23 protein-coding genes are annotated in these 23,876 nt (G+C 53.0%); 7 read left to right on the top strand and 16 right to left on the bottom strand.

Annotation, left to right across the window (positions count from 1 at the left end; all coding sequences use genetic code 11):
* Positions 1 to 32: 32 nt before the first annotated feature.
* Positions 33 to 776: a YciK family oxidoreductase gene (locus IQ22_RS13450; RefSeq protein WP_145142739.1), complete on the top strand. Its 744-nt coding sequence runs from the start codon at positions 33 to 35 to the stop codon at positions 774 to 776.
* 164 nt (positions 777 to 940) lie between these two features.
* On the opposite strand, the gene IQ22_RS13445 is transcribed toward IQ22_RS13450, so the two are convergent.
* The 3 genes from IQ22_RS13445 to selD form a co-directional block, all read right to left on the bottom strand.
* Positions 941 to 1,222, bottom strand: coding sequence for a hypothetical protein (locus IQ22_RS13445; protein ID WP_145142735.1), 282 nt, complete (start codon positions 1,220 to 1,222; stop codon positions 941 to 943).
* 63 nt (positions 1,223 to 1,285) lie between these two features.
* A complete protein-coding gene (mnmH, locus tag IQ22_RS13440) occupies positions 1,286 to 2,380 on the bottom strand; it encodes a tRNA 2-selenouridine(34) synthase MnmH (protein ID WP_145142732.1) in 1,095 nt (364 codons plus the stop codon).
* Complete coding sequence (gene selD / locus IQ22_RS13435; RefSeq protein WP_145142728.1) at positions 2,380 to 3,414, bottom strand: selenide, water dikinase SelD; 1,035 nt, start codon at positions 3,412 to 3,414, stop codon at positions 2,380 to 2,382. Before selD ends, mnmH begins: the two co-directional genes overlap by 1 nt.
* Before the next feature lie 588 nt (positions 3,415 to 4,002).
* Here selD and IQ22_RS13430 point away from each other — a divergent pair.
* Positions 4,003 to 5,220 carry a CynX/NimT family MFS transporter gene (locus IQ22_RS13430; protein WP_145142725.1) on the top strand — a complete coding sequence of 406 codons (1,218 nt, stop codon included), beginning with the start codon at positions 4,003 to 4,005 and terminating at the stop codon, positions 5,218 to 5,220.
* Between the two features lie 35 nt (positions 5,221 to 5,255).
* Here IQ22_RS13430 and IQ22_RS13425 read toward each other — a convergent pair whose 3' ends face one another.
* From IQ22_RS13425 to IQ22_RS13395, 7 genes are all read right to left on the bottom strand, one after another.
* The gene (locus tag IQ22_RS13425; protein WP_145142876.1) at positions 5,256 to 6,305 is read right to left on the bottom strand and encodes an AI-2E family transporter; all 1,050 of its coding nucleotides are present in this window, start codon (positions 6,303 to 6,305) and stop codon (positions 5,256 to 5,258) included.
* A gap of 132 nt (positions 6,306 to 6,437) precedes the next feature.
* Positions 6,438 to 7,238, bottom strand: a complete 801-nt coding sequence (locus IQ22_RS13420) for a DUF4892 domain-containing protein (protein ID WP_145142722.1) — start codon at positions 7,236 to 7,238, stop codon at positions 6,438 to 6,440.
* Positions 7,239 to 7,599: 361 nt separating this feature from the next.
* Complete coding sequence (locus IQ22_RS13415; protein WP_145142719.1) at positions 7,600 to 8,460, bottom strand: alpha/beta hydrolase; 861 nt, start codon at positions 8,458 to 8,460, stop codon at positions 7,600 to 7,602.
* A gap of 166 nt (positions 8,461 to 8,626) precedes the next feature.
* Complete coding sequence (locus IQ22_RS13410) at positions 8,627 to 9,067, bottom strand: hotdog fold thioesterase (protein ID WP_145142716.1); 441 nt, start codon at positions 9,065 to 9,067, stop codon at positions 8,627 to 8,629.
* Positions 9,068 to 9,165: 98 nt separating this feature from the next.
* Positions 9,166 to 9,621, bottom strand: coding sequence for a phosphohistidine phosphatase SixA (gene sixA, locus IQ22_RS13405; RefSeq protein WP_145142713.1), 456 nt, complete (start codon positions 9,619 to 9,621; stop codon positions 9,166 to 9,168).
* Positions 9,618 to 9,914 (bottom strand): DUF4389 domain-containing protein, encoded by a 297-nt coding sequence (locus IQ22_RS13400; RefSeq protein ID WP_145142710.1) that lies wholly within the window; start codon positions 9,912 to 9,914, stop codon positions 9,618 to 9,620. The genes sixA and IQ22_RS13400 overlap by 4 nt, the downstream gene beginning before the upstream one ends.
* 10 nt (positions 9,915 to 9,924) lie before the next feature.
* Positions 9,925 to 10,953 carry an NAD(P)H-dependent glycerol-3-phosphate dehydrogenase gene (locus tag IQ22_RS13395; protein ID WP_145142705.1) on the bottom strand — a complete coding sequence of 343 codons (1,029 nt, stop codon included), beginning with the start codon at positions 10,951 to 10,953 and terminating at the stop codon, positions 9,925 to 9,927.
* 195 nt (positions 10,954 to 11,148) lie between these two features.
* On the opposite strand from IQ22_RS13395, the gene IQ22_RS13390 reads away from it, so the two are divergent.
* The 4 genes from IQ22_RS13390 (at position 11,149) to IQ22_RS13375 (ending at position 16,417) form a co-directional block, all read left to right on the top strand.
* Positions 11,149 to 13,032, top strand: a complete 1,884-nt coding sequence (locus IQ22_RS13390; protein WP_145142701.1) for an ATP-binding protein — start codon at positions 11,149 to 11,151, stop codon at positions 13,030 to 13,032.
* Between the two features lie 179 nt (positions 13,033 to 13,211).
* The gene (gene fabA / locus IQ22_RS13385; protein ID WP_145142698.1) at positions 13,212 to 13,727 is read left to right on the top strand and encodes a 3-hydroxyacyl-[acyl-carrier-protein] dehydratase FabA; all 516 of its coding nucleotides are present in this window, start codon (positions 13,212 to 13,214) and stop codon (positions 13,725 to 13,727) included.
* Positions 13,728 to 13,739: 12 nt separating this feature from the next.
* Positions 13,740 to 14,957, top strand: coding sequence for a beta-ketoacyl-ACP synthase I (gene fabB / locus IQ22_RS13380; protein ID WP_145142695.1), 1,218 nt, complete (start codon positions 13,740 to 13,742; stop codon positions 14,955 to 14,957).
* 227 nt (positions 14,958 to 15,184) lie between these two features.
* The gene (locus tag IQ22_RS13375; RefSeq protein ID WP_145142692.1) at positions 15,185 to 16,417 is read left to right on the top strand and encodes a sugar MFS transporter; all 1,233 of its coding nucleotides are present in this window, start codon (positions 15,185 to 15,187) and stop codon (positions 16,415 to 16,417) included.
* Between the two features lie 326 nt (positions 16,418 to 16,743).
* Here IQ22_RS13375 and IQ22_RS23345 read toward each other — a convergent pair whose 3' ends face one another.
* From IQ22_RS23345 to IQ22_RS13365, 3 genes are all read right to left on the bottom strand, one after another.
* A complete protein-coding gene (locus tag IQ22_RS23345; RefSeq protein WP_167654172.1) occupies positions 16,744 to 16,902 on the bottom strand; it encodes a hypothetical protein in 159 nt (52 codons plus the stop codon).
* Positions 16,899 to 17,492 carry an alpha-ketoglutarate-dependent dioxygenase AlkB family protein gene (locus IQ22_RS13370; RefSeq protein WP_145142689.1) on the bottom strand — a complete coding sequence of 198 codons (594 nt, stop codon included), beginning with the start codon at positions 17,490 to 17,492 and terminating at the stop codon, positions 16,899 to 16,901. Before IQ22_RS13370 ends, IQ22_RS23345 begins: the two co-directional genes overlap by 4 nt.
* A gap of 64 nt (positions 17,493 to 17,556) precedes the next feature.
* Positions 17,557 to 17,823, bottom strand: coding sequence for an aspartate-semialdehyde dehydrogenase (locus tag IQ22_RS13365; protein WP_145142686.1), 267 nt, complete (start codon positions 17,821 to 17,823; stop codon positions 17,557 to 17,559).
* A 114-nt stretch (positions 17,824 to 17,937) separates the two neighbouring features.
* On the opposite strand from IQ22_RS13365, the gene rapA reads away from it, so the two are divergent.
* Positions 17,938 to 20,760 carry an RNA polymerase-associated protein RapA gene (rapA, locus tag IQ22_RS13360; RefSeq protein ID WP_145142682.1) on the top strand — a complete coding sequence of 941 codons (2,823 nt, stop codon included), beginning with the start codon at positions 17,938 to 17,940 and terminating at the stop codon, positions 20,758 to 20,760.
* A gap of 46 nt (positions 20,761 to 20,806) precedes the next feature.
* On the opposite strand, the gene IQ22_RS13355 is transcribed toward rapA, so the two are convergent.
* From IQ22_RS13355 to dcd, 3 genes are all read right to left on the bottom strand, one after another.
* Complete coding sequence (locus IQ22_RS13355; RefSeq protein ID WP_145142679.1) at positions 20,807 to 21,613, bottom strand: MOSC domain-containing protein; 807 nt, start codon at positions 21,611 to 21,613, stop codon at positions 20,807 to 20,809.
* A 73-nt stretch (positions 21,614 to 21,686) separates the two neighbouring features.
* Positions 21,687 to 22,616 (bottom strand): chemotaxis protein CheV, encoded by a 930-nt coding sequence (locus IQ22_RS13350; protein WP_145142676.1) that lies wholly within the window; start codon positions 22,614 to 22,616, stop codon positions 21,687 to 21,689.
* Positions 22,617 to 23,210: 594 nt separating this feature from the next.
* The gene (gene dcd / locus IQ22_RS13345) at positions 23,211 to 23,777 is read right to left on the bottom strand and encodes a dCTP deaminase (RefSeq protein WP_145142673.1); all 567 of its coding nucleotides are present in this window, start codon (positions 23,775 to 23,777) and stop codon (positions 23,211 to 23,213) included.
* Positions 23,778 to 23,876: the final 99 nt, after the last annotated feature.

The raw sequence follows: 23,876 nt of genomic DNA, 5'->3' as shown, positions 1-23,876 counted from the left end.
TTCTCAGCCATTAGCGTCAGGAGTCATTGATCATGTTCGAGTACAAGGCCCGCCCAGATTTGCTGAAAGGGCGCATCATCCTTGTAACAGGGGCCGGCCGTGGAATCGGCGCGGCGGCCGCCAGAAGTTACGCCGCCCATGGTGCCACGGTGCTTCTACTGGGTAAGACCGAAGAAAACCTTAATGAAGTTTATGACGATATCGAGGCAGCCGGTTACCCTCGGGCCGCTGTCATTCCCCTTGATCTCGCAACGGCGCAACCTGTGCATTATGCAGAGCTGGCCGCAATGATCGAACAGGAGTTCGGAAGGCTAGACGGCCTTCTGCATAATGCCAGTATTTTGGGACCACGCTCCCCGCTCGAGCAAACCGCTAGCGATGCCTTCATAAGCGTAATGCAAGTTAATGTGAATGCCGTCTTCATGCTGACGCAGGCGCTGCTTCCTCCTTTACACCGCTCCGAAGACGCCTCGGTTATCTTTACGTCTAGCAGTGTTGGCCGTAAAGGACGCGCTTACTGGGGTGCGTATGCCGTCTCCAAGTTCGCTACCGAGGGCCTTATGCAAGTCCTCGCTGACGAAGTAGAGGGAACATCGAAAATCCGCGCCAATAGTGTCAATCCTGGCGGAACCCGGACAGCCATGCGAGCAGAAGCCTACCCAGCTGAAAATCCAGCGCGAAATCCAATACCCGAAGACATCATGCCGGTTTACCTGTACCTAATGGGGCCAGACAGCGTGAATATTAACGGGCAAGCCTTTAATGCCCAAGATTAAGCAAGTTACCCATGCTTTGCTTGACAACTGGCCCAACACTAGCCAAAGGCAGGCACCTAAATACGACAAGCCACTTGAGGCAACTAAGCAGGCTTAACTGGAAAATCAGTTAATAGACACCCGAGCGGAGATTAATAAATACCATCTCCGCTCGCATACAGCTTTTAACGCCCCGCTCGTGACTCCCGAATGTAGAAGCGTGCCTTTTCGGCGTTTTCTACACATCCGTTATAGGCCTCGATCTGCTGTTGCGTCTTGGCAGTAGAAATAAGACCAAGCGCTTTGGAGTAACTTACCGTACCGGCAAACCCTTCGGTCTTGGCAATATCAAGCTCCTTCCAGGCGGCGTTCACCTGAGCCGCACAGTTGTCCCGATTGACCGTCTTGCCAGCACAACCGGTCAGAACAATAGCAGCAACAGGCATCATCAATAGCCAACGCTTCATGGCTAACTCCTTCAATGGATGGACAGGTCCAGCCCTATAGAGACCCCTTTTCCGACAGGCGGTTCATCGGTTAGCCTTCAGATACTCGACAACAGCTTGTTGCTCCCCAACAAACAAGATCCGGCCAGCTTTATTTTCGCGCTGATAGACATACATGGGATCGTAATACTCTTTCAGAAGTGCTGCGATCCACTCACGATGTCCATCTACTTCGCCCGTCTGCGCCTGCTCCTTCAAAGCAGTATCCATGATATGCGCCAAACGCTGATACCGCTCACCTCCTAACCGCTTGGCAATATTATCCAAACTCTTACGCAACTGATTGGCAAATACAAGAAATCCTTGATCACCCCTCTGCACACATTCGAACTCGGCGGCTAGATCGATAACATAGTCACGCAAAATACGCTCGACTCGGCTCTCAAGACTGTCTTCCAGCCAAACCAGGGGGAAATGTTGCATGGCCTGGTACAGCTCGATCGGAAGCGAACAACGCCCGATAAGTCGCGACTCATCCTCCAAAACAAACCGTGACTGGCCTGCCGCACGGCGCTTGAGCAGATCTATGGAAAGACGATTCTCAAAGTCGATCTGCGCCGGCTGCACCGTTGCTCGCTTGCCAAAGCTGGAGCCTCGATGATTGGCATGCTTTTCAAGATCAACACTGTCATCGAGCTGAGCTACAACCTCTGTCTTACCCGTCCCGGTCATACCGCCCACCACGACGAACCGGCACTCCTCAAGTGCCTGATGAAGAGTTTCGATCAGGAAGGTACGCATGGCCTTATACCCTCCCGCAACGCGCGGATAAGCGATGCCAGCCTCACTTCGCAGCCACTGTTGACTGATTTGCGAGCGCAACCCTCCACGAAAACAATACAGATAACCATTGGGATTGGCGCGAGCGAAGTCGGCCCAAGCGGCGATACGTTCCTCCTTAACTCTGCCAGACACTAATGAGTGCCCCAACTCCAGCGCAGCCTGTTGCCCCTTCTGCTTATAACAGGTACCCACCTTCTGCCGCTCAATGTCGTTCATAAGTGGACGATTGCTCGCCATCGGGAACGCTCCCTTGGCAAACTCTACGGGAGCACGCACATCCATCAGCGGCGCGTCAGAAAGAAACAGCGCCTGGTAATCACGGGCGTCGTCACGCATTAGTACACTTCCACTGCATGAGGCTGTCGCTCTGTTAATTCTCCGATCGGCTGCAATGTCAGGCCTAACTCCTGAGCGATCGCCAGGAATTCGGCTTCACCCTCAGGCTCTACCGCAACCAGCAAACCACCACTGGTTTGAGGATCACACAGCAACGCTTTTTGCCCTTCGGAAATTGGAGCGATACGCCCACCGTAGCTATCAAAGTTGCGCAGCGTTCCTCCCGGCACGCAGCCCAGTGCCAGGTAATGCTCGACACTGCCTAACCGAGGGACGGCGGCATAATTAATTCGCGCGGTCAGCCCACTTCCGTCTGCCATCTCCACAAGATGCCCTAGCAGACCAAACCCCGTCACATCAGTCATTGCCTTGATGGCATCCACGCGCCCAAAACGACTGCCCGGACGATTCAAACGGCACATCCAATCGCGGGCAATACCTCTATCCTCTGGCCGCAGTACGGCTTTCTTTTCAGCCGTGGTTAAAATGCCTATACCAAGTGGCTTAGTCAAAAACAGCTTGCACCCCAATAAAGCCGTATCGTTACGCTTCATGAAACGCTTCTGGACCACACCGGTTACAGCCAAACCAAAGATGGGTTCGGGCGCATCAATGGAGTGTCCCCCAGCCAGTGGAATACCCGCCTCGTCGCATACCTTGCGCCCACCAGCCACTACTTCGCGAGCCACCTCAGGTGGCAAGACATTGACCGGCCATCCCAAGATAGCGATGGCCATTAACGGATCACCGCCCATTGCATAAATATCACTGATGGCGTTCGTCGCAGCGATTCGCCCGAAATCGAAGGGGTCATCAACGATCGGCATGAAAAAATCTGTAGTAGATATCACGCCTCGCTCATCGTCCAAGGCATAGACGGCTGCATCATCACGCGACGCATTTCCTACCCAAAGCTTTGGATCCAGATGCTGGGCTCCGCTGCCTGCCAGGATGACTTCAAGGACTTTTGGGGAAATCTTGCAGCCACATCCGGCCCCATGGCTGTATTGGGTCAAGCGAATAGGCTCGTTCATGAACACTTCCTGATTCAGGTAAACGCAAGCGTCTGGCAATTATGCCAGGATCTGATGTTGAGATTATTCTATCAAAGCCTGCCCTCATGACTCCCAAGGAATCACTTAAAGAAGCAGGTCAACGGAAAAACGTTCCTAGCGCCACTTTTAAATGCCAACAGTGATGTGGCTCAGTGTCGCAACGCTATTCATCGCCAAGATGTTATTTCCAAAGGATAATCCACAATTCCTGTGGATAACCTCGTGGAAAAATCGGCCAAACGGTCATGAAGACTAGTAGCCACGTGCCTTTCACCTAAACTGTTGTTTTTTTATACAGATTGGAAAAAAGCTCTTTAATTCAGCCAGTTATATTCCTGATACACACCCTACCCCATTCTTGCAACCCCTTGACAGAACACAAACCTTTCCGCCTGAAGTCATGAATAGAGAGATATAAGAACATATAAGGGTAATGACATGCGCCGCATATGAGGCACCGCTTTTCCATATGCCATGCATATCTGTAAAACATTAATACCTTTAACCCGGCAAGCCAATTCCTGACAGTTCGGGTAGGATTTATCCTTTTCCGTTTTGGACTGTCTCATGCCTGGCCTCTCCGATACCGCAACGGACACACACACCCTCACGCCTGCGCGCCCATGGTTACTGCTGCTGGGCCTATTTCTGGTAGCGCTCAATTTAAGGCCGGCCCTCTCCAGTCTTTCACCGTTGCTGCGTCAGATTGAAGCTGAAACAGGACTGTCCAGCGCAGCGGCTGGCCTACTGACTACGGCTCCTGTTTTATGTCTGGGATTATTTGCTCCCCTGGCAGCTCGCCTGTCCAACCGGATAGGTAGTGAAAAGACCGTCCTTATTACTCTAATTGTCCTGGCAGGCGGCATCCTTCTTCGCAGCCTATTTCCTCCGGCCGGACTGTTTGCAGGCAGCGTAATGGCTGGTGCATGCATTGGCATTATAGGCGTGCTGCTACCAGGCATCATTAAACGAGACTTCCCTAACCAGGCTGGTCAGCTAATGGGGGTCTATACCATGGCCCTGTGCATGGGCGCAGCCTTAGCAGCTGGCGCTACGGCCCCTTTGGGCGCCTGGATGGATCATCACTGGCAACCCGCACTAGGAGCCTGGGCCTTACTGGCACTAATCGCTGCCATCGTATGGCTGCCCCAAATCCGCGCTACTCACCATACGCACCGACAGCGCTGGCAGGTAACCGGACTCTGGACTGACCGCCTAGCCTGGCAGGTCACTCTTTACATGGGATTACAATCTTCGCTGGCCTATATCGTCTTCGGCTGGCTACCGTCAATTCTGATCGACCGAGGCTTGACCACTATAGAGGCCGGCTTGGCATTATCCGGCTCGATCCTCATTCAACTGATCAGCGCCCTGGCCACGCCTTGGCTGGCCACCCGCGGCCGCGATCAGCGTCTAACCGTAGTTATCGTTATCTCATTAACGCTTGCCGGCCTGCTAGGCTGCCTGTACGGCCCATTGCCGATGCTATGGCTGTGGACACTCCTATTAGGCCTAGGCCAGGGTGGAACCTTCAGTATTGCACTGGCCCTGATCGTCTTGCGCTCACCTAATGCTCATGTTGCAGCACGCCTTTCCGGCATGTCTCAAGGTGTGGGTTATACCCTAGCCGCGCTAGGCCCCTTTTTAGTCGGCCTTATCCATGACCTCACTCATGGCTGGAACGGAATTGGTTTGCTATTCATCCTGATCAGCGTGGCCGCCCTGCTGTTCGGCATTCAGGCTGGCAGGGACCGTCATGTGCAGGCTCAAAGCACCCCCTTGTAGGACAATTAGATGACTACCGCTATGTAGAGACACCGCTACGCAGAAGGTGGCTCTGCAGCGCTTGCCATCCAATCACGAATCAGGTTGTAAGCAACAGCCAGCAGGATTGGCCCTAGAAACAGTCCCATGAAACCAAAAGCCAATAATCCACCAAACACGCCTAGCAGTACCACAACCAAAGGTAGATCGCCGCCGCGGCTTATAAGGTAAGGCTTGAGAATATTGTCTACGCCACTGATAAAGAACAATCCCCACGCTCCTAGAAAAATCGCATACCCATACTCCTGCTGTAACACGAGCCAGAGGGTAGAAGGGATCCAGACCAGAGGTGGTCCGACAGGAATCAAGCTCAAAGCAAATGTTAGAAGCGCCAATCCTACAGCGCCGGGCACGCCCGCAATCATCAGACCGATCAAGGCCAGGATGGCTTGAGCGGCCGCGGTTCCAAGTATGCCATTAACGACCCGGTGCACCGTATCGCCTACAAGTTGCATATAGTGCCCCGCCTGTCCACCAATCAGCCGCAACAAGACTTTTTCAGTTAGATAAACTAACCGCGGGCCATCACGATAGAAGAAGAAGACGAGCACCAAGCTCAAAGCTAGCTCTAGCACACCACCACCAATTCGTGCACTACGAGCCAACAGCCAATTTCCGACCTGCCCCAGGTAGGGTTTTAGACTATCGAAATAAGCTGCGCCCCGAGCGTCGATCGTCTGCCATAAACTAACAAGCCGATCCCCTATCCAAGGCAGTCTAGCTACCCACTCAGGTGCTGGCGGCAACCCACCTACTTGAATAGTACGAACCAGATCCATCGTGCCCCGCACATGGTCTGCCAATCCCATTCCAACCCATACCAGCGGCAGTGCTACAAGAAGAATCCAACCAACACTCAGAATGGCAGCCGCAATAGTATTACGTCCGTCGAGACGCCGGCTTAAACCACGCATCAAAGGCCAGCTGGCAAATGCCAGAACGGCAGCCCAGAACAGTGCGGACATGAAGGGCAACAACACCCACACGCAGGCACCTAATAAGGACAGAAGAAGTATTCTGACCAGCAGACGATCGTGCTCGTACATGGGAGAGGATGGTGGTACGGGTTTATCAGAAAGACGCCTCATGTCATGTCCTTAAACTAACCTGCTCCATCATAAGCCGAAGCGTACCTGGATCATGCAGGCTATTTAAGTGCACGAGGACCTTAGCTGTATTTAGGGCTTTACATACAGCCCTGCTGGGCGGGCAGCGTCCACTTGAAGCCGAGCAATACGTATCCTTCGCTCAACCAAAGCATCTCGCCACTTTTCAGCCTGTGGCCCGCCAATTACGACAGCAAGGTCACCGTCCATAGCCAGGACTCGACTTAGCAGATCGGTCCAGACTGCATCAGGTTTAGTCTCCAGCATCGGCAGATGTAGTTCACCATCACGGCGCAATTGCCTTAATAGAGTACTGGGATTTGCAACCTGCTCGCCAAGAGGGGACGTTGCGTTCAACTGCTCTACATGGAGATATCCGCGACGATTACCACGCGTAATCGCATACAACACAAGCAGGGTGTTTTCCTGGGGCGCCGCTAATCGAAGCAAGAGATAAGCCTGCTGTCCATCAGGCCCGTAGAGCCTAGACTTTCCAAATATGGCGTTGGCAATCACATTGCTAGAGCCGCAATCGCGACCCTCACACCAGAACAACGGTATGGCCGATTGTTGTTGCAGGTCATGCCGAGCCTTGTCCAGTGCCTCGACGGGGTTGTGGCCCTGCGCCATTTCATAGGTTAAAGCCGTCAAATGTCCTTGTGCTTGTACTTCGCCTTCCAAGCGCAAGCGCCCCCCGATACGGCTAACCGAGCCTTGCGGGTAGCTACGCTCTACGGAAGGGTCCATATGATAATCCACGATATTAGCATGTGCCGGACGAGGCAGAGCTTCTAGATCGGCACTGCCGGGAAAATCAGCTGCGCCAGCCTTAATTGCTAATAGGCATGTCAGGCTTAGCATTATCATTCGCATAACAATCACTATATCACCTAAAGCTGACCAGAAAGATTCGGCGAACCTGACAGCCATCCTTCTGAGAAGTATTCAAGTCTTGCCGCAGGGCAGGTCGAGCGACAGGTTATTGCCTTGCAATCATCAAGTGCTGCAGCTGGAATATATGACTACCCATAAGGGCTTTTTATACCCTACATGGTTAGCGTTAAAGGATACTGTTGTGACCTTGCATCGGCCCGACCTTATCCATTTGCTGCCCCTTTTCTTTTAAGCGTCTATATATTGCGTGCTTCATCAGCGGACAGAGCCACTACATAAGCATTGATCACTGAGAGCCTCTAAATATGGAGACTCCACACCAACCAGATTGGCGTCAAGGCTAAACGAAAAAGCGATTGAAACAATCTGCTACCGCCTGGGCGCCGGCTTCATCATCTAGATGCAAATGATGCCCTCCTGGCAATTGTTCAATCTTAAATCCCTCAAGCCCTGCCAGAAGTTCATTGATACCTGGAATATTGACCAAAAGCCCTTGCTCAGCCACGATCAATTGAGCTGGACACTTGACTGCCTTAAGGAAGGCCAACGCCTGCGCCGCAGTCAGGCGCAGAGTGGTAGGCAAGGTTAGGCGTGCATCCGAGCGCCATGTATAACCGCCTGGAACCGGCATTAAGCCGCGCTCGGCCAGTAGCTCAGCGGCTTCTACGCTCACTGACCCCACGCCTTTCAGCCTCGCCTGCACAGCGTCTTCGATCCGCTCATAAACAGGTTTGCGCTTATTAGGCAGGTTCAGCTGTGCACGCAGCGCGTTGCCAAGCTTGGAGGGGGCCTCCTCAGGCGTAGTGGTATAAGGCATAAGCCCGTCGATAAGCGCCAAACGTTCAACCCGCTCAGGCAATGCAGAGGCAAACATCACTGAGATAATGGCACCCAGCGAATGACCTAACAGCGAAAATCGCTTCCAGCCCAATTGCTCCACGGCGTACAAGACATCTTGCACATAATCCTGCAACAAATAACCACAACCCGCTGGCCGATGGGCCGATAATCCATGCCCTGGAAGATCTAGCGCAACGATTCTCAACCCGTGTAAACGAGGCGCTAATCGTGAAAACGTCATGGCGTTGTCTAGCCAGCCATGTAAAGCCAGCACAGGTTGACCATCCTCAGGGCCAAACAGATGAGCAGCCAGCTCAATATGAGGCAGATTAATACGTAATTCCTGTACGTGAGCAGTCATTCAGCCATATCCCAGCAGTGATTTTCTTCAGACAATACTGTATCTGGAAGACTCCCTATGCTGGGTCAGCACCCGCTGGCCTGACATATAAACTCAAACGAACCTGCAAGTACCGCTGCCGCTTTACAACAATCTTGCTCTGGCCAACTCCAACGAGCTATGCGGCTCAACGACTGGAATACTCATCCTTAGTCACCACCGCTACAGTCAACCGTGAAATACATGTGGTATGCCCCCTCTCGTCGGAGAGTCGAATATCCCACACATGAGTACTGCGCCCTAAATGGATAGGTTTGGCCACTGCTGTTACACGTCCTGAGCGCATAGGCCGCAAATGATTGGCATTGACCTCCAACCCCACGCAATTGAACCGATCTCTGTCAATACACAGAACACTGGCCATAGACCCCAACGTCTCAGCCAGCACGACGGACGCTCCCCCGTGCAATAAGCCAAAAGGCTGATGAGTTCGCTCATCCACAGGCATGCTTGCAGTCAGCGACTCATGGTCAAAAGCTTCGAAATGGATCCCTACCCGCTCACACAATGTGTTTTGCAGGCTAGCATTTAGGGTGACAAGATCAGGCTCGGTCCGCCAGATAGTCATGCCTTTTGCCTCCGTACAAAACGATCAACAGTGCTATCTATGCAAAAAAGGGACATAACGATCCTCGTTATTGCTGAAAGAAATGGAATCGTGTTACGTCAAGGGTGGAACAACTCGATCAATGTCATCGCGCCAGCTACTGCCATAGGCCCCTCAAGGATAGCTAGCGATCCCGTGCCCATAGGTAGTGGCTCTTGACGGTGCCCGTGAATCAGCAGGCCAGCTAACTGGCTGACGAAAGGATTATGGGTGGCCAGCAGGACGCCGGACGTCGGCAAGGCTGCCAACCAATCAAGCGCAGCAGCAGGATCATCGTCCGGCGTGACGCCAGGAACAGTCACAATGGGAGGGACGAATCCCAGTATGTTTTTAACAATTGCAGCTGTCTGTTGTGCTCGTACATAAGGGCTGGCATATATTGCTGTAAGCGACTCCCTGGCAAGCCGCTGGGCGCTTCGCCGCACCTCCTCCTCGCCACGCACGGTCAGCCGACGCAGCTCGTCACCTGCCGCATGCGGCTCCGCCTCACCGTGACGCAGAAGACATATCTTCATATCGCATCCTCATGTTTCTGAGCTGCACGCTTACCCGGCCAGTCTGCAACAGGCCAGGGCTTTTCTTCACTGGCAAACGTACCGAACCGTACGATCTGAGCCAGATATTCAGATAATCCCGTACCCAATCGAGCCATACCTTCATGAGTATGCCCTTTGACTAACCGATTGATCAGCTGTGCAATGACCAATCCAGCCAGCAAATACTGCGCAATCAGCCAGACGAACACAAACAAGACCATCCAAACGAGACGCAGACTAATAGTTTCACGCTCGTAGTTATGGCTAGACATCATTTATCTCCTACGACTCGGATAAAGTAGGTAAATAGAAATCGACATCGGTCTTAGGCTCGCCTCGCATTAAAGCGACGATCACCTGATCCAAAGTGCGACCTTCAAACAAAATGGCATAGAGACCTTGAACGAGCGGCATGTAAACCCCTGTTTCATCCGCCTTGGCCTTCAGAACTCGCAACGTATTTACTCCTTCAGCCGTTTCGCCCAAACGCGCTACGGCAGCTTCCAGCGTGAGCCCCTCACCTAGTGCATGGCCTACCTGATAGTTGCGACTCTTGGGAGAGGAACAGGTAACAATAAGGTCTCCCACCCCAGCCAACCCCATAAATGTCATGGGATTAGCGCCCTGCTGCACGGCAAAGCGCGTCATTTCCGCCAGCGCTCGGGTAATCAACATGCTACGCGTGTTTTCCCCCATATCTAGCGCGGCGGCTAGTCCTGCCATGATGGCATATACATTCTTTAAAGCCCCGCCCAGCTCCACACCCAATCGATCACGACTGGCATAGACCCGAAATGTACGTCCATGCAGAGCGGCCTGGACCTGCTGGCAGACTTCCTCGTCCTCACTAGCGATAACGGTCGCCGTTAAGGCATGCTCGGCGATTTCACGCGCTAAATTTGGTCCGGAAATTACACCGATCCGGGCATCGGGCACGACCTCCTCAATAATCTGACTCATAAGCAGGAAAGTATGGGGCTCGATACCTTTGGTCAGGCTGACCACAGCCTTACCTTGAAGTCTTATAGCAACCGGAGCGAGCACCGTACGCAAGGCGCTTGAGGGCAAGGCTACGAAGACCAGGCCACAATCGGACAGAGTCCCATCTAGATCACAGCGCGGCTCCACCGCTTCGTGTACCTTGATGCCTTTCAAGTAGCGAGGGTTTTCACGGCGCTGGCGAATAGCTTCAGCCTGCTCGGGGTCACGCATCCATAACCGTACAGCCTGCCCATTCTCCGCTAGCAGGTTGGCCAAGGCTGTACCGAAACTGCCGCCTCCTAGAACCGCTATTGGTTGCTTTTCACTCATGAGCTTATCCATTGTTGCCGCAATATGCGACGATCTACACATTATACGAAGCGCGCCTGCAATATTCCGATCACTTTTACTAAACCATGCTCTATTACGCGGTCCGTTGGTCCTGGTAGGACTGACGGGAGTTGAACGGCACCTGACTGACAGGTAAAAAGAGCATCGAGCGCCACGCTCATGGAGAACGCTCTCTTGGACAAACGACGCGGCTGGGGAATTCGCACCCGCACGCTAGCTATAAGCCTGGGCCCTGCCCTATTGATTACGCTGGTATTGACCGGTTATTTCACCCATGCACGCCTTCAGGATTTACATCATGAATTGAGTCATACCGGCCAGCTGATTGCCATCCAGCTGGCCTCGGCCAGTGAATATGGCGTATCTACTGACAACCTGCCCATGTTACGTAACCTGCTAGACGCGACACTGGCCACACGCCATGTGCGCTTCATTGAGATTCGCGACCGGCAGGAGCGCATCATTATGTATGCCCATAATCCTCCACCAACAGGCCAAAGCACGTCTCAAGTCGAGATCTTTCATGCCAGCATTAGCCGCTCAGGCATTCCTAACGTCAATAGCTCGCTGGGCCGTGTGGCTGTTGGGGTAACCAACGAAGCCTTTCATCAACGACAGCAGGAAATCCTGATCAAGGCCGCTGCCCTTGCCATCCTAGCGCTGGGACTTACGTTTCTCTTGGCTTGGCGACTAGCCAAGCGTCTATCCGCTCCGCTGAGTGATATGGGGCGAACCGTCAATGCCATCCGTGCTGGTGATTACCATAGCCGTCTACCCGTACCAGACAACTCGGAAATGGGTGTCTTGGCGCACCTCATTAATGATTTGGCCCAAGCACTTCAGCGCGCTAGTGAAGAGCAACAACGTAGTATCGATCAGCTTGTAGCTGCCCGTGAAGAAGCGGAACAGGCCAACCGAGCCAAATCGGATTTTCTTGCAATGATGAGCCATGAATTGCGTACCCCGCTCAATGGGGTTCTGGGCATGTTGCAATTGCTAGAAACAACAGAGCAGTCACGAGAGCAGAGCGAGTACACCACGCTGGCTACAGAATCGACTGAGCACCTGCTCAAAGTCATTAATGATGTTCTTGATTTTTCACGTATCGAGCGTGGTGCCTTAGAGCTAGAAAACATTCCCTTTGGCCTTGCCGAGCTTGTTAACGGCTCCGTACAAGTTTTCCAGCACAGCGCAGCGCAGCGTGGTCTTGAGCTTTCCCTTGACGCTCCTACCGATCTGGACCAACTTGAAGTAACTGGCGATCCAACTCGCTTGCGGCAGATTTTAGTTAACCTTGTCGGCAATGCGCTCAAATTTACAGAAAGCGGCTCTATACGAGTAGAGTGCCGCTGGCAACCCCTAGACGACTGTATCCTCTGGTTTAGCTGTGCCGTACATGACAGCGGCATCGGCATTTCAGCCGAGCGCCTGGAGCGTATGTTCGATGCCTTTCAGCAAGCGGACCCTACGATCAGCCGACGCTATGGCGGCACTGGCCTTGGCTTGTCCATTGCACGCACCCTGGCCGAACGGATGGGGGGTACGTTGCAGGCCACTAGCGAGGAAAACCAAGGCTCGATTTTCACGCTTGAAGTACCACTTCCCTTCCGACGCGTTCAACCATCTGATCATAATCAGCGCCCGCTACAGGAATTTCAGGCCAACGGCCTGAATGTGCTCCTGGTTGAAGATAATCCGGTCAACCAAACTGTGATCGAGGCCATGCTGCGTAGCCTTGGTTATCACATCACGGTTGCTGGCGACGGGGCTCAAGCCGTACGTTTCGCCGAGCAGCAGTCTTTCGCAGCGATTCTAATGGATTGCCGACTTCCCATTCTCGATGGCTATCAGGCTACTCGCCTCATTCGCGAGCGATCCGGCCCAGGCATACCGATCATCGCCTTGACGGCCAATGCCTTACAAGGTGATCGTGAAAGCTGCTTAGCAGCAGGCATGAACGATTACCTGGCGAAGCCCTTCAAACGCGCCGATTTACAACTCATGCTTCAGCGCTGGATTCACCCACCGGCACCTCATTGGGAAGCCATATCGTCTTAAGCGAAGCGATCAATGTTGGAGTATTTGAACTCCAACGTGCACAATTCGCCTCTGGGAAGGTTTTATCGCCTTGCTGTGACTTTCAAAATGGCTTGGCTGTCTATGTGGTGGCGGCCTAATAGCGAGAGCGACATTATAATCGCCGCCACTGACCCACCAGGCCAGCTACAGGAGCTTGCATGACCAAACAACACGCCTTCACCCACGAAGACTTGCTGCGCTGCAGCCGTGGCGAGCTATTCGGCCAGGGTAATGCGCAACTGCCTGCCCCAAACATGCTAATGATCGACCGGATCACGCATATCAGTGATACAGGCGGCAAGTACGGTAAGGGTGAACTGGTCGCCGAGTTGGATATCAATCCAGACCTCTGGTTTTTCAAATGCCATTTCGAAGGTGACCCGGTAATGCCAGGCTGCCTGGGCCTGGATGCCATGTGGCAACTCGTCGGATTTTATCTTGGCTGGCAAGGCAATCCCGGTCGCGGGCGCGCCTTGGGCTCCGGCGAAGTCAAGTTCTTTGGCCAGGTACTGCCTACGGCGAAGAAAGTAACCTATAACATTCATATCAAGCGTACCATTACACGCTCGCTTATCCTGGCCATTGCTGATGGGAGTGTTAGCGTGGACGGGCGTGAAATTTACTCGGCCGAAGGTCTCCGTGTCGGTCTATTTACTTCAACAGATAGCTTTTAAGGGTCTTTCCGCATGCGTCGCGTCGTGATCACCGGCTTGGGCATAGTTTCTTGCCTCGGCAATGACAAAGACACCGTCTCCGCCAACTTGCGTGCAGGCCGCTCCGGCATCCGTTTTAATCCGGAATATGCCGAAATGGGGTTGCGCAGCCAGGTTTCCGGCTCCGTTGACCTTAATCTCGAAGAACTTATCGACCGCAAGGTCAAGCGCTTCGTCGGCGATGCCGCTGCCTATGCCTATCTGGCGATGGAGCAGGCTGTAAAGGATTCTGGCTTAACCGAAGAGCAGGTTTCTAATCCACGCACCGGCCTGATTGCTGGATCCGGTGGCGCCTCGACGTTCAACCAGATGGAAGCCTTGGACATCCTGCGCGAAAAAGGCGTCAAGCGCGTCGGTCCATATCGGGTCACCCGCACCATGAGCAGCACGGTTTCCGCCTGTCTGGCTACGCCTTTCAAGATCAAGGGACTCAACTATTCCGTCGCCTCGGCTTGCGCCACCAGTGCCCACTGTATCGGCTTGGCCATGGAGCAGATCCAACTAGGCAAGCAGGACATTGTTTTTGCTGGCGGTGGCGAGGAAGAGCACTGGAGTCAGTCATTCCTGTTTGACGCCATGGGAGCCCTGTCTAGCCAGTACAATGAAACGCCCGAAAAGGCGTCGCGCGCGTATGATGCCAACCGTGACGGCTTTGTTATCGCTGGCGGCGGCGGCATGGTCGTCGTTGAAGAGCTAGAGCATGCCCTTGCGCGTGGCGCAAAAATTTATGCTGAGATCGTTGGCTATGGTGCCACCTCAGACGGTTATGACATGGTGGCGCCTAGCGGCGAAGGTGCTATTCGCTGCATGCAGCAAGCAATGTCAACCATACAAGACCCGATCGACTACCTAAACACTCATGGCACTTCAACCCCTGTGGGAGATGTGGCAGAGATCAAGGCAGTTCGTGAAGTCTTTGGTGACAAAGCGCCGCCTATTAGCTCTACCAAAAGTTTGTCAGGCCATTCTCTAGGCGCTGCAGGTGTTCATGAGGCCATTTATTGCATGCTGATGATGGAAGGCGGCTTTATTGCCGGCTCGGCCAACGTGGATGAATTGGACTCCCAAGTCGCCGATCTACCGATTCTGCGTGAAACACGCGAGAACGCTAAGATCGATGTCGTCATGAGCAATAGCTTTGGCTTTGGTGGCACCAATGCCACGCTTGTTCTTAAACGGTGGCAAGCCTGACGTCTAATTGATCTGCTTAATAGCCCGCATTGAAAGATGCGGGCTTTTTTTTGAGTATTCGTCAGGCATTAATACGAGGTTTTTTTAACTTAAGCACGCGGCCGAATCGATTTCGTGACGCTTCGCCACTATTATGCCGCTCCGATTGAACCGAAACCGATTAGATCAATCTTAGTGCGAGCTTTTAACCGGGCGCTTAAACAAGTAGCCTTTCATTTGGAGTAAAGATGAATAATTCCAACCACATCCCCAATTACAGAGGCCCTCTGGCAGTATTAACTGTCTTGTTCTTCATGTGGGGACTGATCACCTCACTGAATGACATTCTGGTTCCCCACCTCAAAGCTGTTTTCACACTGAGCTATGTACAAGCATCGCTGATTCAGTTCTGTTTCTTTACCGCCTACTTTATCGTCTCTTTTCCAGCGGGACGCCTAGTTGAGAGCTTGGGTTACAAAAAGGGCATCATTCTTGGTCTTTGCACAGCCGCTGTAGGATGCCTGTTGTTCTATCCTGCCGCTGGTGCTCACTCTTACACCTTTTTCTTACTAGCCCTGTTCATTCTTGCAGGCGGCATTACTATCCTGCAGGTAGCAGCTAACCCGTACGTTACAATTCTGGGCAAGCCAGAAACAGCCGCTAGCCGCCTGACTTTGACCCAGGCTTTTAACTCATTGGGCACTACGGTAGGCCCGCTGATCGGCGCGGTTACCATCCTGGCACTTGTGGAGCACAGCACAGACGCTTCCTCAGTCCAGATGCCCTATCTCATTCTGGCCGGCATGCTATTGGTCATCGCCATTATTATTGGCCTTATCAAACTGCCTCAGATCAAGGGCGGCAATGAGGAGGTCCAGACCAACAGCGCAGCTCCTCATCAGGAAGCCAAAAGCATCTGGCAACACAAGCATTTGTTGCTCGGTGTTGTAGGCATCTTCATGTATGTGGGTGCTGAAGTGTCAGTTGGTACATACCTCATCAGCCTGATGGAAAGCCCTGAAGTAGCCGGACTGACCAGCAGCGCAGCAGGCCAATACTTGGCCCTCTATTGGGGTGGGGCGATGGTAGGCCGCTTCGTAGGCGGCGTTATCATGGCCAAAGTTAAGCCCAGCCATGTATTGGCCTTCAACAGCATTGCCAACGTGATCTTGATCGGCCTAGCCATTGCCATGAGCGGTAAGTTCGCCATGTGGGCATTGCTGTGTGTTGGCCTGTTCAATTCAATCATGTTCCCAACAATTTTCTCACTAGCCCTGGATGGATTAGGCAAGTTCACCAGCAAGGGTTCCGGCCTGCTGTGTATGGGCATTGTCGGTGGCGCACTGCTGCCGTTGATCCAGGCAATCTTTGCTGACTCCATCGGCCTGCTAACGTCCTTCTTTGTACCAATGATTGGCTATCTGTATATCCTGTTCTACGGCCTGAAAGGCTATCGTGTTCAACCCTTGAACACACATTAACTCCCAAACCGGCAGCCTTGAGCTGCCGGTTTGCTTTTTATGAACATTACTTTTTTGTAAGCAAAAAAAAGGCGACCGAAGTCGCCCCAAGTGCCTTGCGTGCTCCAACTGGAAGTATCAATACCAAAGGGTATCCTTCCAGATAATGACTTCTGCAACATCCCTAAACAGGCAAATCAAGCTGCCCTTCCTTTCATCCCGATCGTGATTTGATCAATGATGAACATGACAGCGACTCCTGTATGGCCTTGCGATAATCCGCACAATAAGCCAACAAAAGCCGCCAAGTATTGACGGAAGTCAATGAAGAGGCATTAGCAGAGCACTTAACGCTTCTTGGGTTTAGATTTTCCTTTCTTTTTAGGCTTTCCTAGCGGCAGGGCCTGCTCAAAAGCCTGGCGCATTTCATTCAGCCGCTTTTCCTTGAGGTCATGGATGCGCTTACTGCGCTCGCTATTGAAATCGATCAGTTTATCGTCGCTCACATCTTTATCCAGCGAAAAGTAAGGTTCAATCGAGATGCCAGTGTCTTGCGAGTCTTAGCAATCTGATGCTGCCAGTAATGTTGCGTGGTACCTCGCATGATCAACAAGGAGCCATGAGTCAACAGCAGGGAATGCTCTATACGCTGCGCCCCTTTCCTACGCAGATCGAATCGGCGCGTTTTGCCGAGACTTAACGAGGCAATGACTGGATTATGCCCCAGTACCGCTTCATTATCGCTATGCCAACCCATCGAATCCTGCCCTGTCCGGTAATGATTAAGCAATACACCATTGAACGCCTGTTCACAGGTGTGCTCGACCCGGGTACGTATCGCCTGTAGCAATGGAGTCCAGGCTAGCGCCGGATGATCGAGGCCCGAGTAACCGTAACGCACGGCAGGGTCGCTGTACCAAGCCACTAACCGAGGCGTTGGATAGTGGCGACCATAAATGAACACTTCAGGCTGCTCCCAAAGCGTTTCCCTCAGCAGAGTTGCCATCCAGGCCTTGCCCAGTTCAGGCTCGACCCATTGCTCATGCAAATACAGCTCCGCATTTGTCAGTGGCAAAGCAATACACTTAGAATTCATGACAATAGCCTAACGAAGCCTGTCCCCATAGGGTTATCACTCTGCTTGCTTGCGAAGTACAAACCTAAACTTTTACATCAACGCACTGCCCTTTTTCCAACGGGTCGGTTAGAGCATCTGCAGAGTCAGCAGACAACGTGGCTTCGAGGGCACGCTTGCGCTTACGGCGGCGCTCGCTTTCCTGCTCAAGCTGACGCTCATCGAGCAAGCGCTGAAAGCCACTTTCCTTAGTGGGCGCGACCGGAGATATAGGGGGGATATCATTTCTAGGCTTAACAACATCATGCTGGGTCGTAACCGGAAGCAGACCTTGGGAGATGGGCGGTAACATCGGATGCACCTCAGGCGTCACACCTATTGAAAGTTTTTATGCATCAGGCTTTGGCCCTGACGAATGCTTTCGTTAACATAACCGGCTTTTTGAACGGGCGGGAGAAGCTACTACATGGCGCAGTATCAACCTGGGCAACGTTGGATCAGCGACAGTGAAGCCGAGCTGGGTCTCGGAACCATTCTGGCACAGGATGGCCGCCTGCTGACGGTACTGTATCCGGCTACCGGAGAAACACGCCAATACGCTCAACGCAACGCACCGTTGACTCGTGTACGCTTCACCCCAGGTGATGAGATTACACATTTTGAAGGTTGGAAGCTGACCGTTCGTGAAGTGGAGGAGAACGACGGTCTATTGACCTATCATGGCTTTACCGCACAGAACGAACCACGTTCCCTAACCGAAGCGGAACTGTCTAACTTTATCCAGTTCCGCTTGGCCAGTGATCGTCTGTTCGCCGGCCAGATCGATCCTTTGTCCTGGTTCAGCCTGCGCTACCATACGCTGGAGCACAGCAGCCGCCTTCTTCAATCATCCCTTTGGGGGCTAGCCGGGGCGCGTACTCAACCGATCCCCCATCAGCTGCATATCGCTCGAAGCGTTGCTGATCGTGTTGCTCCGCGCGTCCTACTGGCCGATGAGGTCGGACTGGGCAAGACAATCGAAGCCGGCCTGGTCATTCATCGCCAGTTACTTAACGGGCGTGCCCGGCGGGTTCTTATCCTCGTTCCGGAAAACCTACAGCATCAGTGGCTGGTTGAGATGCGCCGCCGCTTCAATCTTGAGGTTGCGCTGTTCGACGCCGAGCGCTTTGCCGCTATTGAATCGGGTAATCCTTTTGAAGAAAACCAGATCGCACTCGTGTCTATTGAGTGGCTGAAACACGCCGAACGTGCTCAAGATGCCGCATTTGCTGCCGGCTGGGATTTACTTGTAGTCGACGAAGCGCACCACCTTGTATGGCATCCCGAAAATGCCAGCCCTGAATATCGCCTCGTAGAACAATTGGCCGAGGTTATTCCAGGTGTCCTGCTGCTAACAGCGACACCCGAGCAGCTAGGCCAGGACAGCCACTTTGCGCGGTTGCGCCTGCTTGACCCCAGCCGCTTTCATGATCTTGAAGTATTCCGCGCCGAAAGCGCCCATTACCGACCAGTTGCAGAGGCGGTACAGGAACTGCTGGACCATGGAACATTGAGCGCCACCGCGCGCGAGGCAATCCACGGATTCCTGGGTGCTGAAGGTGACACATTGTTGACCGCAGTTGCCGACGGTGACGAAGAAGCGCGTGCTCGCCTGATCCGAGAGCTGCTCGACCGCCACGGCACGGGACGGGTCCTGTTCCGTAATACACGGGCAGCCGTGAAGGGATTCCCCGAGCGTAACCTTCAGGCACATGCCCTGCCACTTCCGGATCAATACATGGATATTGGCAACTCCTTGTATCCGGAGACGCAGTATGTACCAGAAGATGACAATGATCGCTGGTGGCGCCACGATCCTCGGGTCAGCTGGCTGATCGACACTCTGAAGTCACTCAAGAAACACAAGGTTCTGGTTATTTGCGCTCATGCGGAAACGGCCCTGGATCTGGAGGACGCCTTGCGCCTGCGCTCTGGCATACCCTCTACCGTGTTCCATGAGGGTATGAGCATTCTTGAACGTGATCGGGCAGCCGCCTATTTTGCTGACGAAGAATTTGGAGCCCAGGTCCTAATCTGCTCAGAAATTGGCAGTGAAGGACGTAACTTCCAGTTCTCTCATAACCTGGTACTGTTTGACCTGCCGGCCCATCCGGACCTGCTTGAGCAGCGCATTGGACGCCTCGACCGCATCGGCCAGCGGCATACCATCCAGGTACATGTACCTTATCTTCAAGACAGCATGCAAGAGCGTCAATTCCAGTGGTACCACGAAGCTCTCAATGCCTTCCTGGCAACGAGCCCGACAGGTAATGCTCTGCAGCAGCGTTTTGCCGAACAATTGCATAACGGGCTAATGGGTGGAGATGAAGATGAATGGAAGGCTCTACTTGCTGAAGGACAGCGCACCCGTGAGACCTTAGAGACCGAACTGCATAGCGGCCGTGACCGCTTGCTTGAACTTAACTCCAGCGGTGCTGGAGAAGGTGAGGCGCTGGCAGAGGCTATTCTGGAGCAGGATGACGCCTTTACGCTGCCTATTTATATGGAGGAGTTGCTTAACGCCTTCGGCATTGACAGTGAAGATCATTCTGAAAATGCCTTGATCCTACGGCCAAGCGAAAAAATGTTGGATGCTGGCTTCCCCTTAGGTAGTGATGAAGGCGTTACCATTACCTATGACCGCAATCTTGCACTGGCCCGAGAAGACATGCAGTTCATTACCTGGGAGCATCCTATGCTTCAAGGTGGAATGGACCTCGTACTGTCAGGCTCAATGGGCAACACTGCGGTGGCATTGATTAAAAACAAGGCGCTAAAGCCTGGGACCGTTTTACTGGAGCTGATCTATGTAAGTGAAGCTGTAGCGCCTCGGGCTCTACAGCTGAGTCGCTTCCTGCCGCCAGTGGCGATACGCTGTCTGCTTGATGCAAACGGTAATGATCTGGCGGCTCGAGTAGCATTCGAAACCTTGAACGATCAACTAGAAAGTGTGCCACGTGGCAGCGCTAATAAGTTTGTTCAAGCGCAGCGGGATGCTTTAGCCAAGCTGGTCGTAACCGGGGAAGGAAAAGCCCTGCCACGCCATACTGAACGCGTGGAGCTGGCTCGGCATCAGTTCATCGCAAGTATGGACGAAGAAATAGACCGTCTTACTGCATTGCAAGCGGTCAACCCCAACGTCCGAGATACCGAAATTGATACGCTTCGTCAGCAGCGTAAAGATGGTATGGCTTACTTGGATAAAGCATCGCTACGCCTAGAAGCGATTCGCGTCCTCGTAGCAGGCTAATCCGCCTCGCCATGGCCCTTTCCTAAGGAAAGGGCCATGCGGCCATTCATTCCAATATTTCAACCGGCATGCCTACGCTCAAGGCACCACAATTGAGCGGCACGAGATTCTGTCCGAAATATATGGCGCCCTCACGCTCACGGTAGGTCTTGAGTGTTGCCAAGGGTTCACGATCAGGGTCACGCACGTTGGTCAAAGGATCGATCGTCGTCATGATGCAACGGGAACAGGGTTTGGCTACCCGAAAATCAACCGTACCAATACGCAGCCGCTTCCAATCATCTTCAGCAAAAGCCTCGCTCCCCTCAATTACCAGATTCGGCCGGAAACGTCGTACATCGAGGCTTCGCCCTACTCGCTGCGACACATCCTCCAACGAGCCCTGACCAATCAGCAACAAGGGAAAACCATCACCGAAATGGACCTTTTCCCCTATTTCGGCATAGTTGGTGTCCACTTGGCGAGCACGACCTTCAGGCATGTAGACCAGCTGACAAGCACGCTCGAGGAAGGCACTAAGCCAACGGTTGGCCTCGACGCCTGCATCAGGGACCTGAAAGCTATCACTCCATACGGTGACCCCCCGCAGCGCGTCATCAGCAGACGGAACATCAACACATAAATCCGGCATGCCGGGAGCGCGTAAAAGCAGCTTCTCCCATCCCTCCCAGCGGGCCTCAATCTTACCCATTGCAGGTAACAGCCGCTGGGTAAGGAAACGCCCGGTAGCTGCGTCGACAACCATCCAACGCCGATCGCCCGCTATGCCCAACGTATCGATCAAGGCTCGCTCAAGTGGCTCTGGAGTCATGGATTTGACCGGATAACGGTAAAGGGCGTTTAGATACAACATGGCACGGCTTCCTGTCGAGCAAGTGAAGCCGTGAGTCTAGGGAATATCAATCCTTTTGTGCAGATGTAAGAGTTTATTGCTCGAGAGCAGCTAAGCGGGCGCGTACAGCATCCACGAGCAGATCCGGCTGAAACTTTGACAGAAATGCGTTACAGCCTACCTTTTTCACCATTGCTTCGTTGAAGCTTCCAGACAAAGAGGTGTGCAACACCACATACAAATCACGCAAAGCAGGATCCTGACGAATTTCGGTGGTCAGCCTATATCCGTCCATCTCGGGCATTTCTGCATCGGTAATTACCATCAGCAGCTTTTCGGTGACGTCAATTCCTTCCTGTGACCAAGCCTTCAGCTTTTGCAACGCCTTGAGCCCATCAGTAGCCACATGGAAACTTAAATCAAGCTGAATCAAGGTATCGCGTAGTTGGTTAAGGGCCGTACTGGAGTCATCGACCAGTAAAACTTCACGCCCTCGAGCCCTGGCCAACACCGGATCATCGAGCCGCTCACGGGACACACGCACGTTGTACGGCACAATTTCCGCCAAGACTTTTTCGACATCAATGACTTCGACCAGCTTGTCATCAACCTTGGTAATAGCAGTCAGATAATGCTGGCGACCAGCCCCGCCGGGCGGCGGCTGGATCGTATCCCAGTTCAGGTTGACGATACGATCAACGCCACCTACCAGGAACGCCTGTACTGTTCGGTTGTACTCGGTGACGATAATCGTACTGTTCGCATCGGGAACAATGGGGCGCATACCAATGGCACAAGCCAAATCAATAACGGGCAGAGTCTGTCCCCGCAAATGGATAACACCACAGACGACTGGATGGCGCTTGGGCATGAGCGTCAACTTGGGCAGATGGAGCACCTCCTGCACCTTGAAGACGTTAATAGCGAATATCTGTCGACTAGACAGACGAAACATCAAAATTTCCAGACGGTTCTCGCCTACCAGCTGCGTACGCTGGTCGACCGAGTCGAGAAGGCTGGCCATGCAGGCTCTCCCAAGATTATCGTTTCCTGGGTATCGGCCATTTCCAGTAATGCTTGAAGCCTGACGATGAAATGGCCAAAGAACGGCTCAGTTGGTTATTCATAAGCAGATCGCTACGGCATTAATAACCACAATTTCGCTCTTCCTTGGCCATAAAGCCCCAGCTGCCCTAGAAAGGCTTAGGATCCGGGCATGGGGGGTGGTTCGTCTCCCTGCGGCGGGGTCCCCACTTCCCCTGGCTGGGTTGGAGTCCCTGGCGCATCGGGGAAACTCGGTTCAGAGGTAACACCGGGCCCGGCAGGCTGGCCCGGCCCTGGATCATCCGGTGCGCCAGTATCGTTAACCATTGGATTATCTGAGACCCCGGCACTAACCCCATATTCTGAGTAGTGCAGGCTACGTTGTGATTCAATCAGTTCATTCACGTTCTCGACCTCTGCCAATGATTGCCAGTGTTTTCGCAAGTCAGCGCTTGTTATGGTGAGAACGCTTCTGGAGAACTGAATTCAAACGCTTCGTCGGTCAGCCCCAGCAGTCAAGGCAATAAGCAGAAAAAAGCCGGAACACGTCCGGCTTTTTCAATAATCCTAGCTATCAGGCCTTTGGCAAGGTCACGCCACGCTGGCCTTGGTATTTACCACCACGATCTTTATAGGACACCTCACACTCTTCATCGGACTCGAGGAAAAGCATTTGGGCAACGCCTTCGTTCGCATAGATTTTGGCTGGCAATGTCGTTGTATTGGAAAACTCCAAGGTGACGTGCCCTTCCCACTCAGGTTCGAGCGGCGTGACATTGACGATAATACCGCAGCGGGCATAAGTACTCTTACCCAAACAGATAGTCAGCACATTACGTGGAATGCGAAAGTACTCTACCGTTCGCGCCAGGGCGAACGAGTTTGGCGGAATGATGCAAACATCACCCTTGATATCCACGAAACTTTTTTCATCGAAATTCTTAGGATCGACCGTTGCTGAATGAATATTGGTAAAGACCTTGAATTCATCAGCGCAACGCACATCGTAACCATAGCTGGAAACGCCATAGGAGATCAGCCGATCAGCACCTTCGCCACGCACCTGGCGCTCCACGAACGGCTCGATCATGCCGTGCTCCTGCGCCATGCGGCGAATCCATTTATCTGACTTGATACTCATGGCGGGTAATACCTGTGTGGTGCGAAAAATTGACCGTGCATTTTACCGGTCGGTCTGGCGTGTTCAAGGACCTTTGGCATAAGCCATTTGTCCTGTCTT

The organism is Pseudomonas duriflava (assembly GCF_007830155.1).
Classification (GTDB): domain Bacteria; phylum Pseudomonadota; class Gammaproteobacteria; order Pseudomonadales; family Pseudomonadaceae; genus Chryseomonas; species Chryseomonas duriflava.
This window is presented reverse-complemented; position numbering and strand designations above follow the sequence as displayed.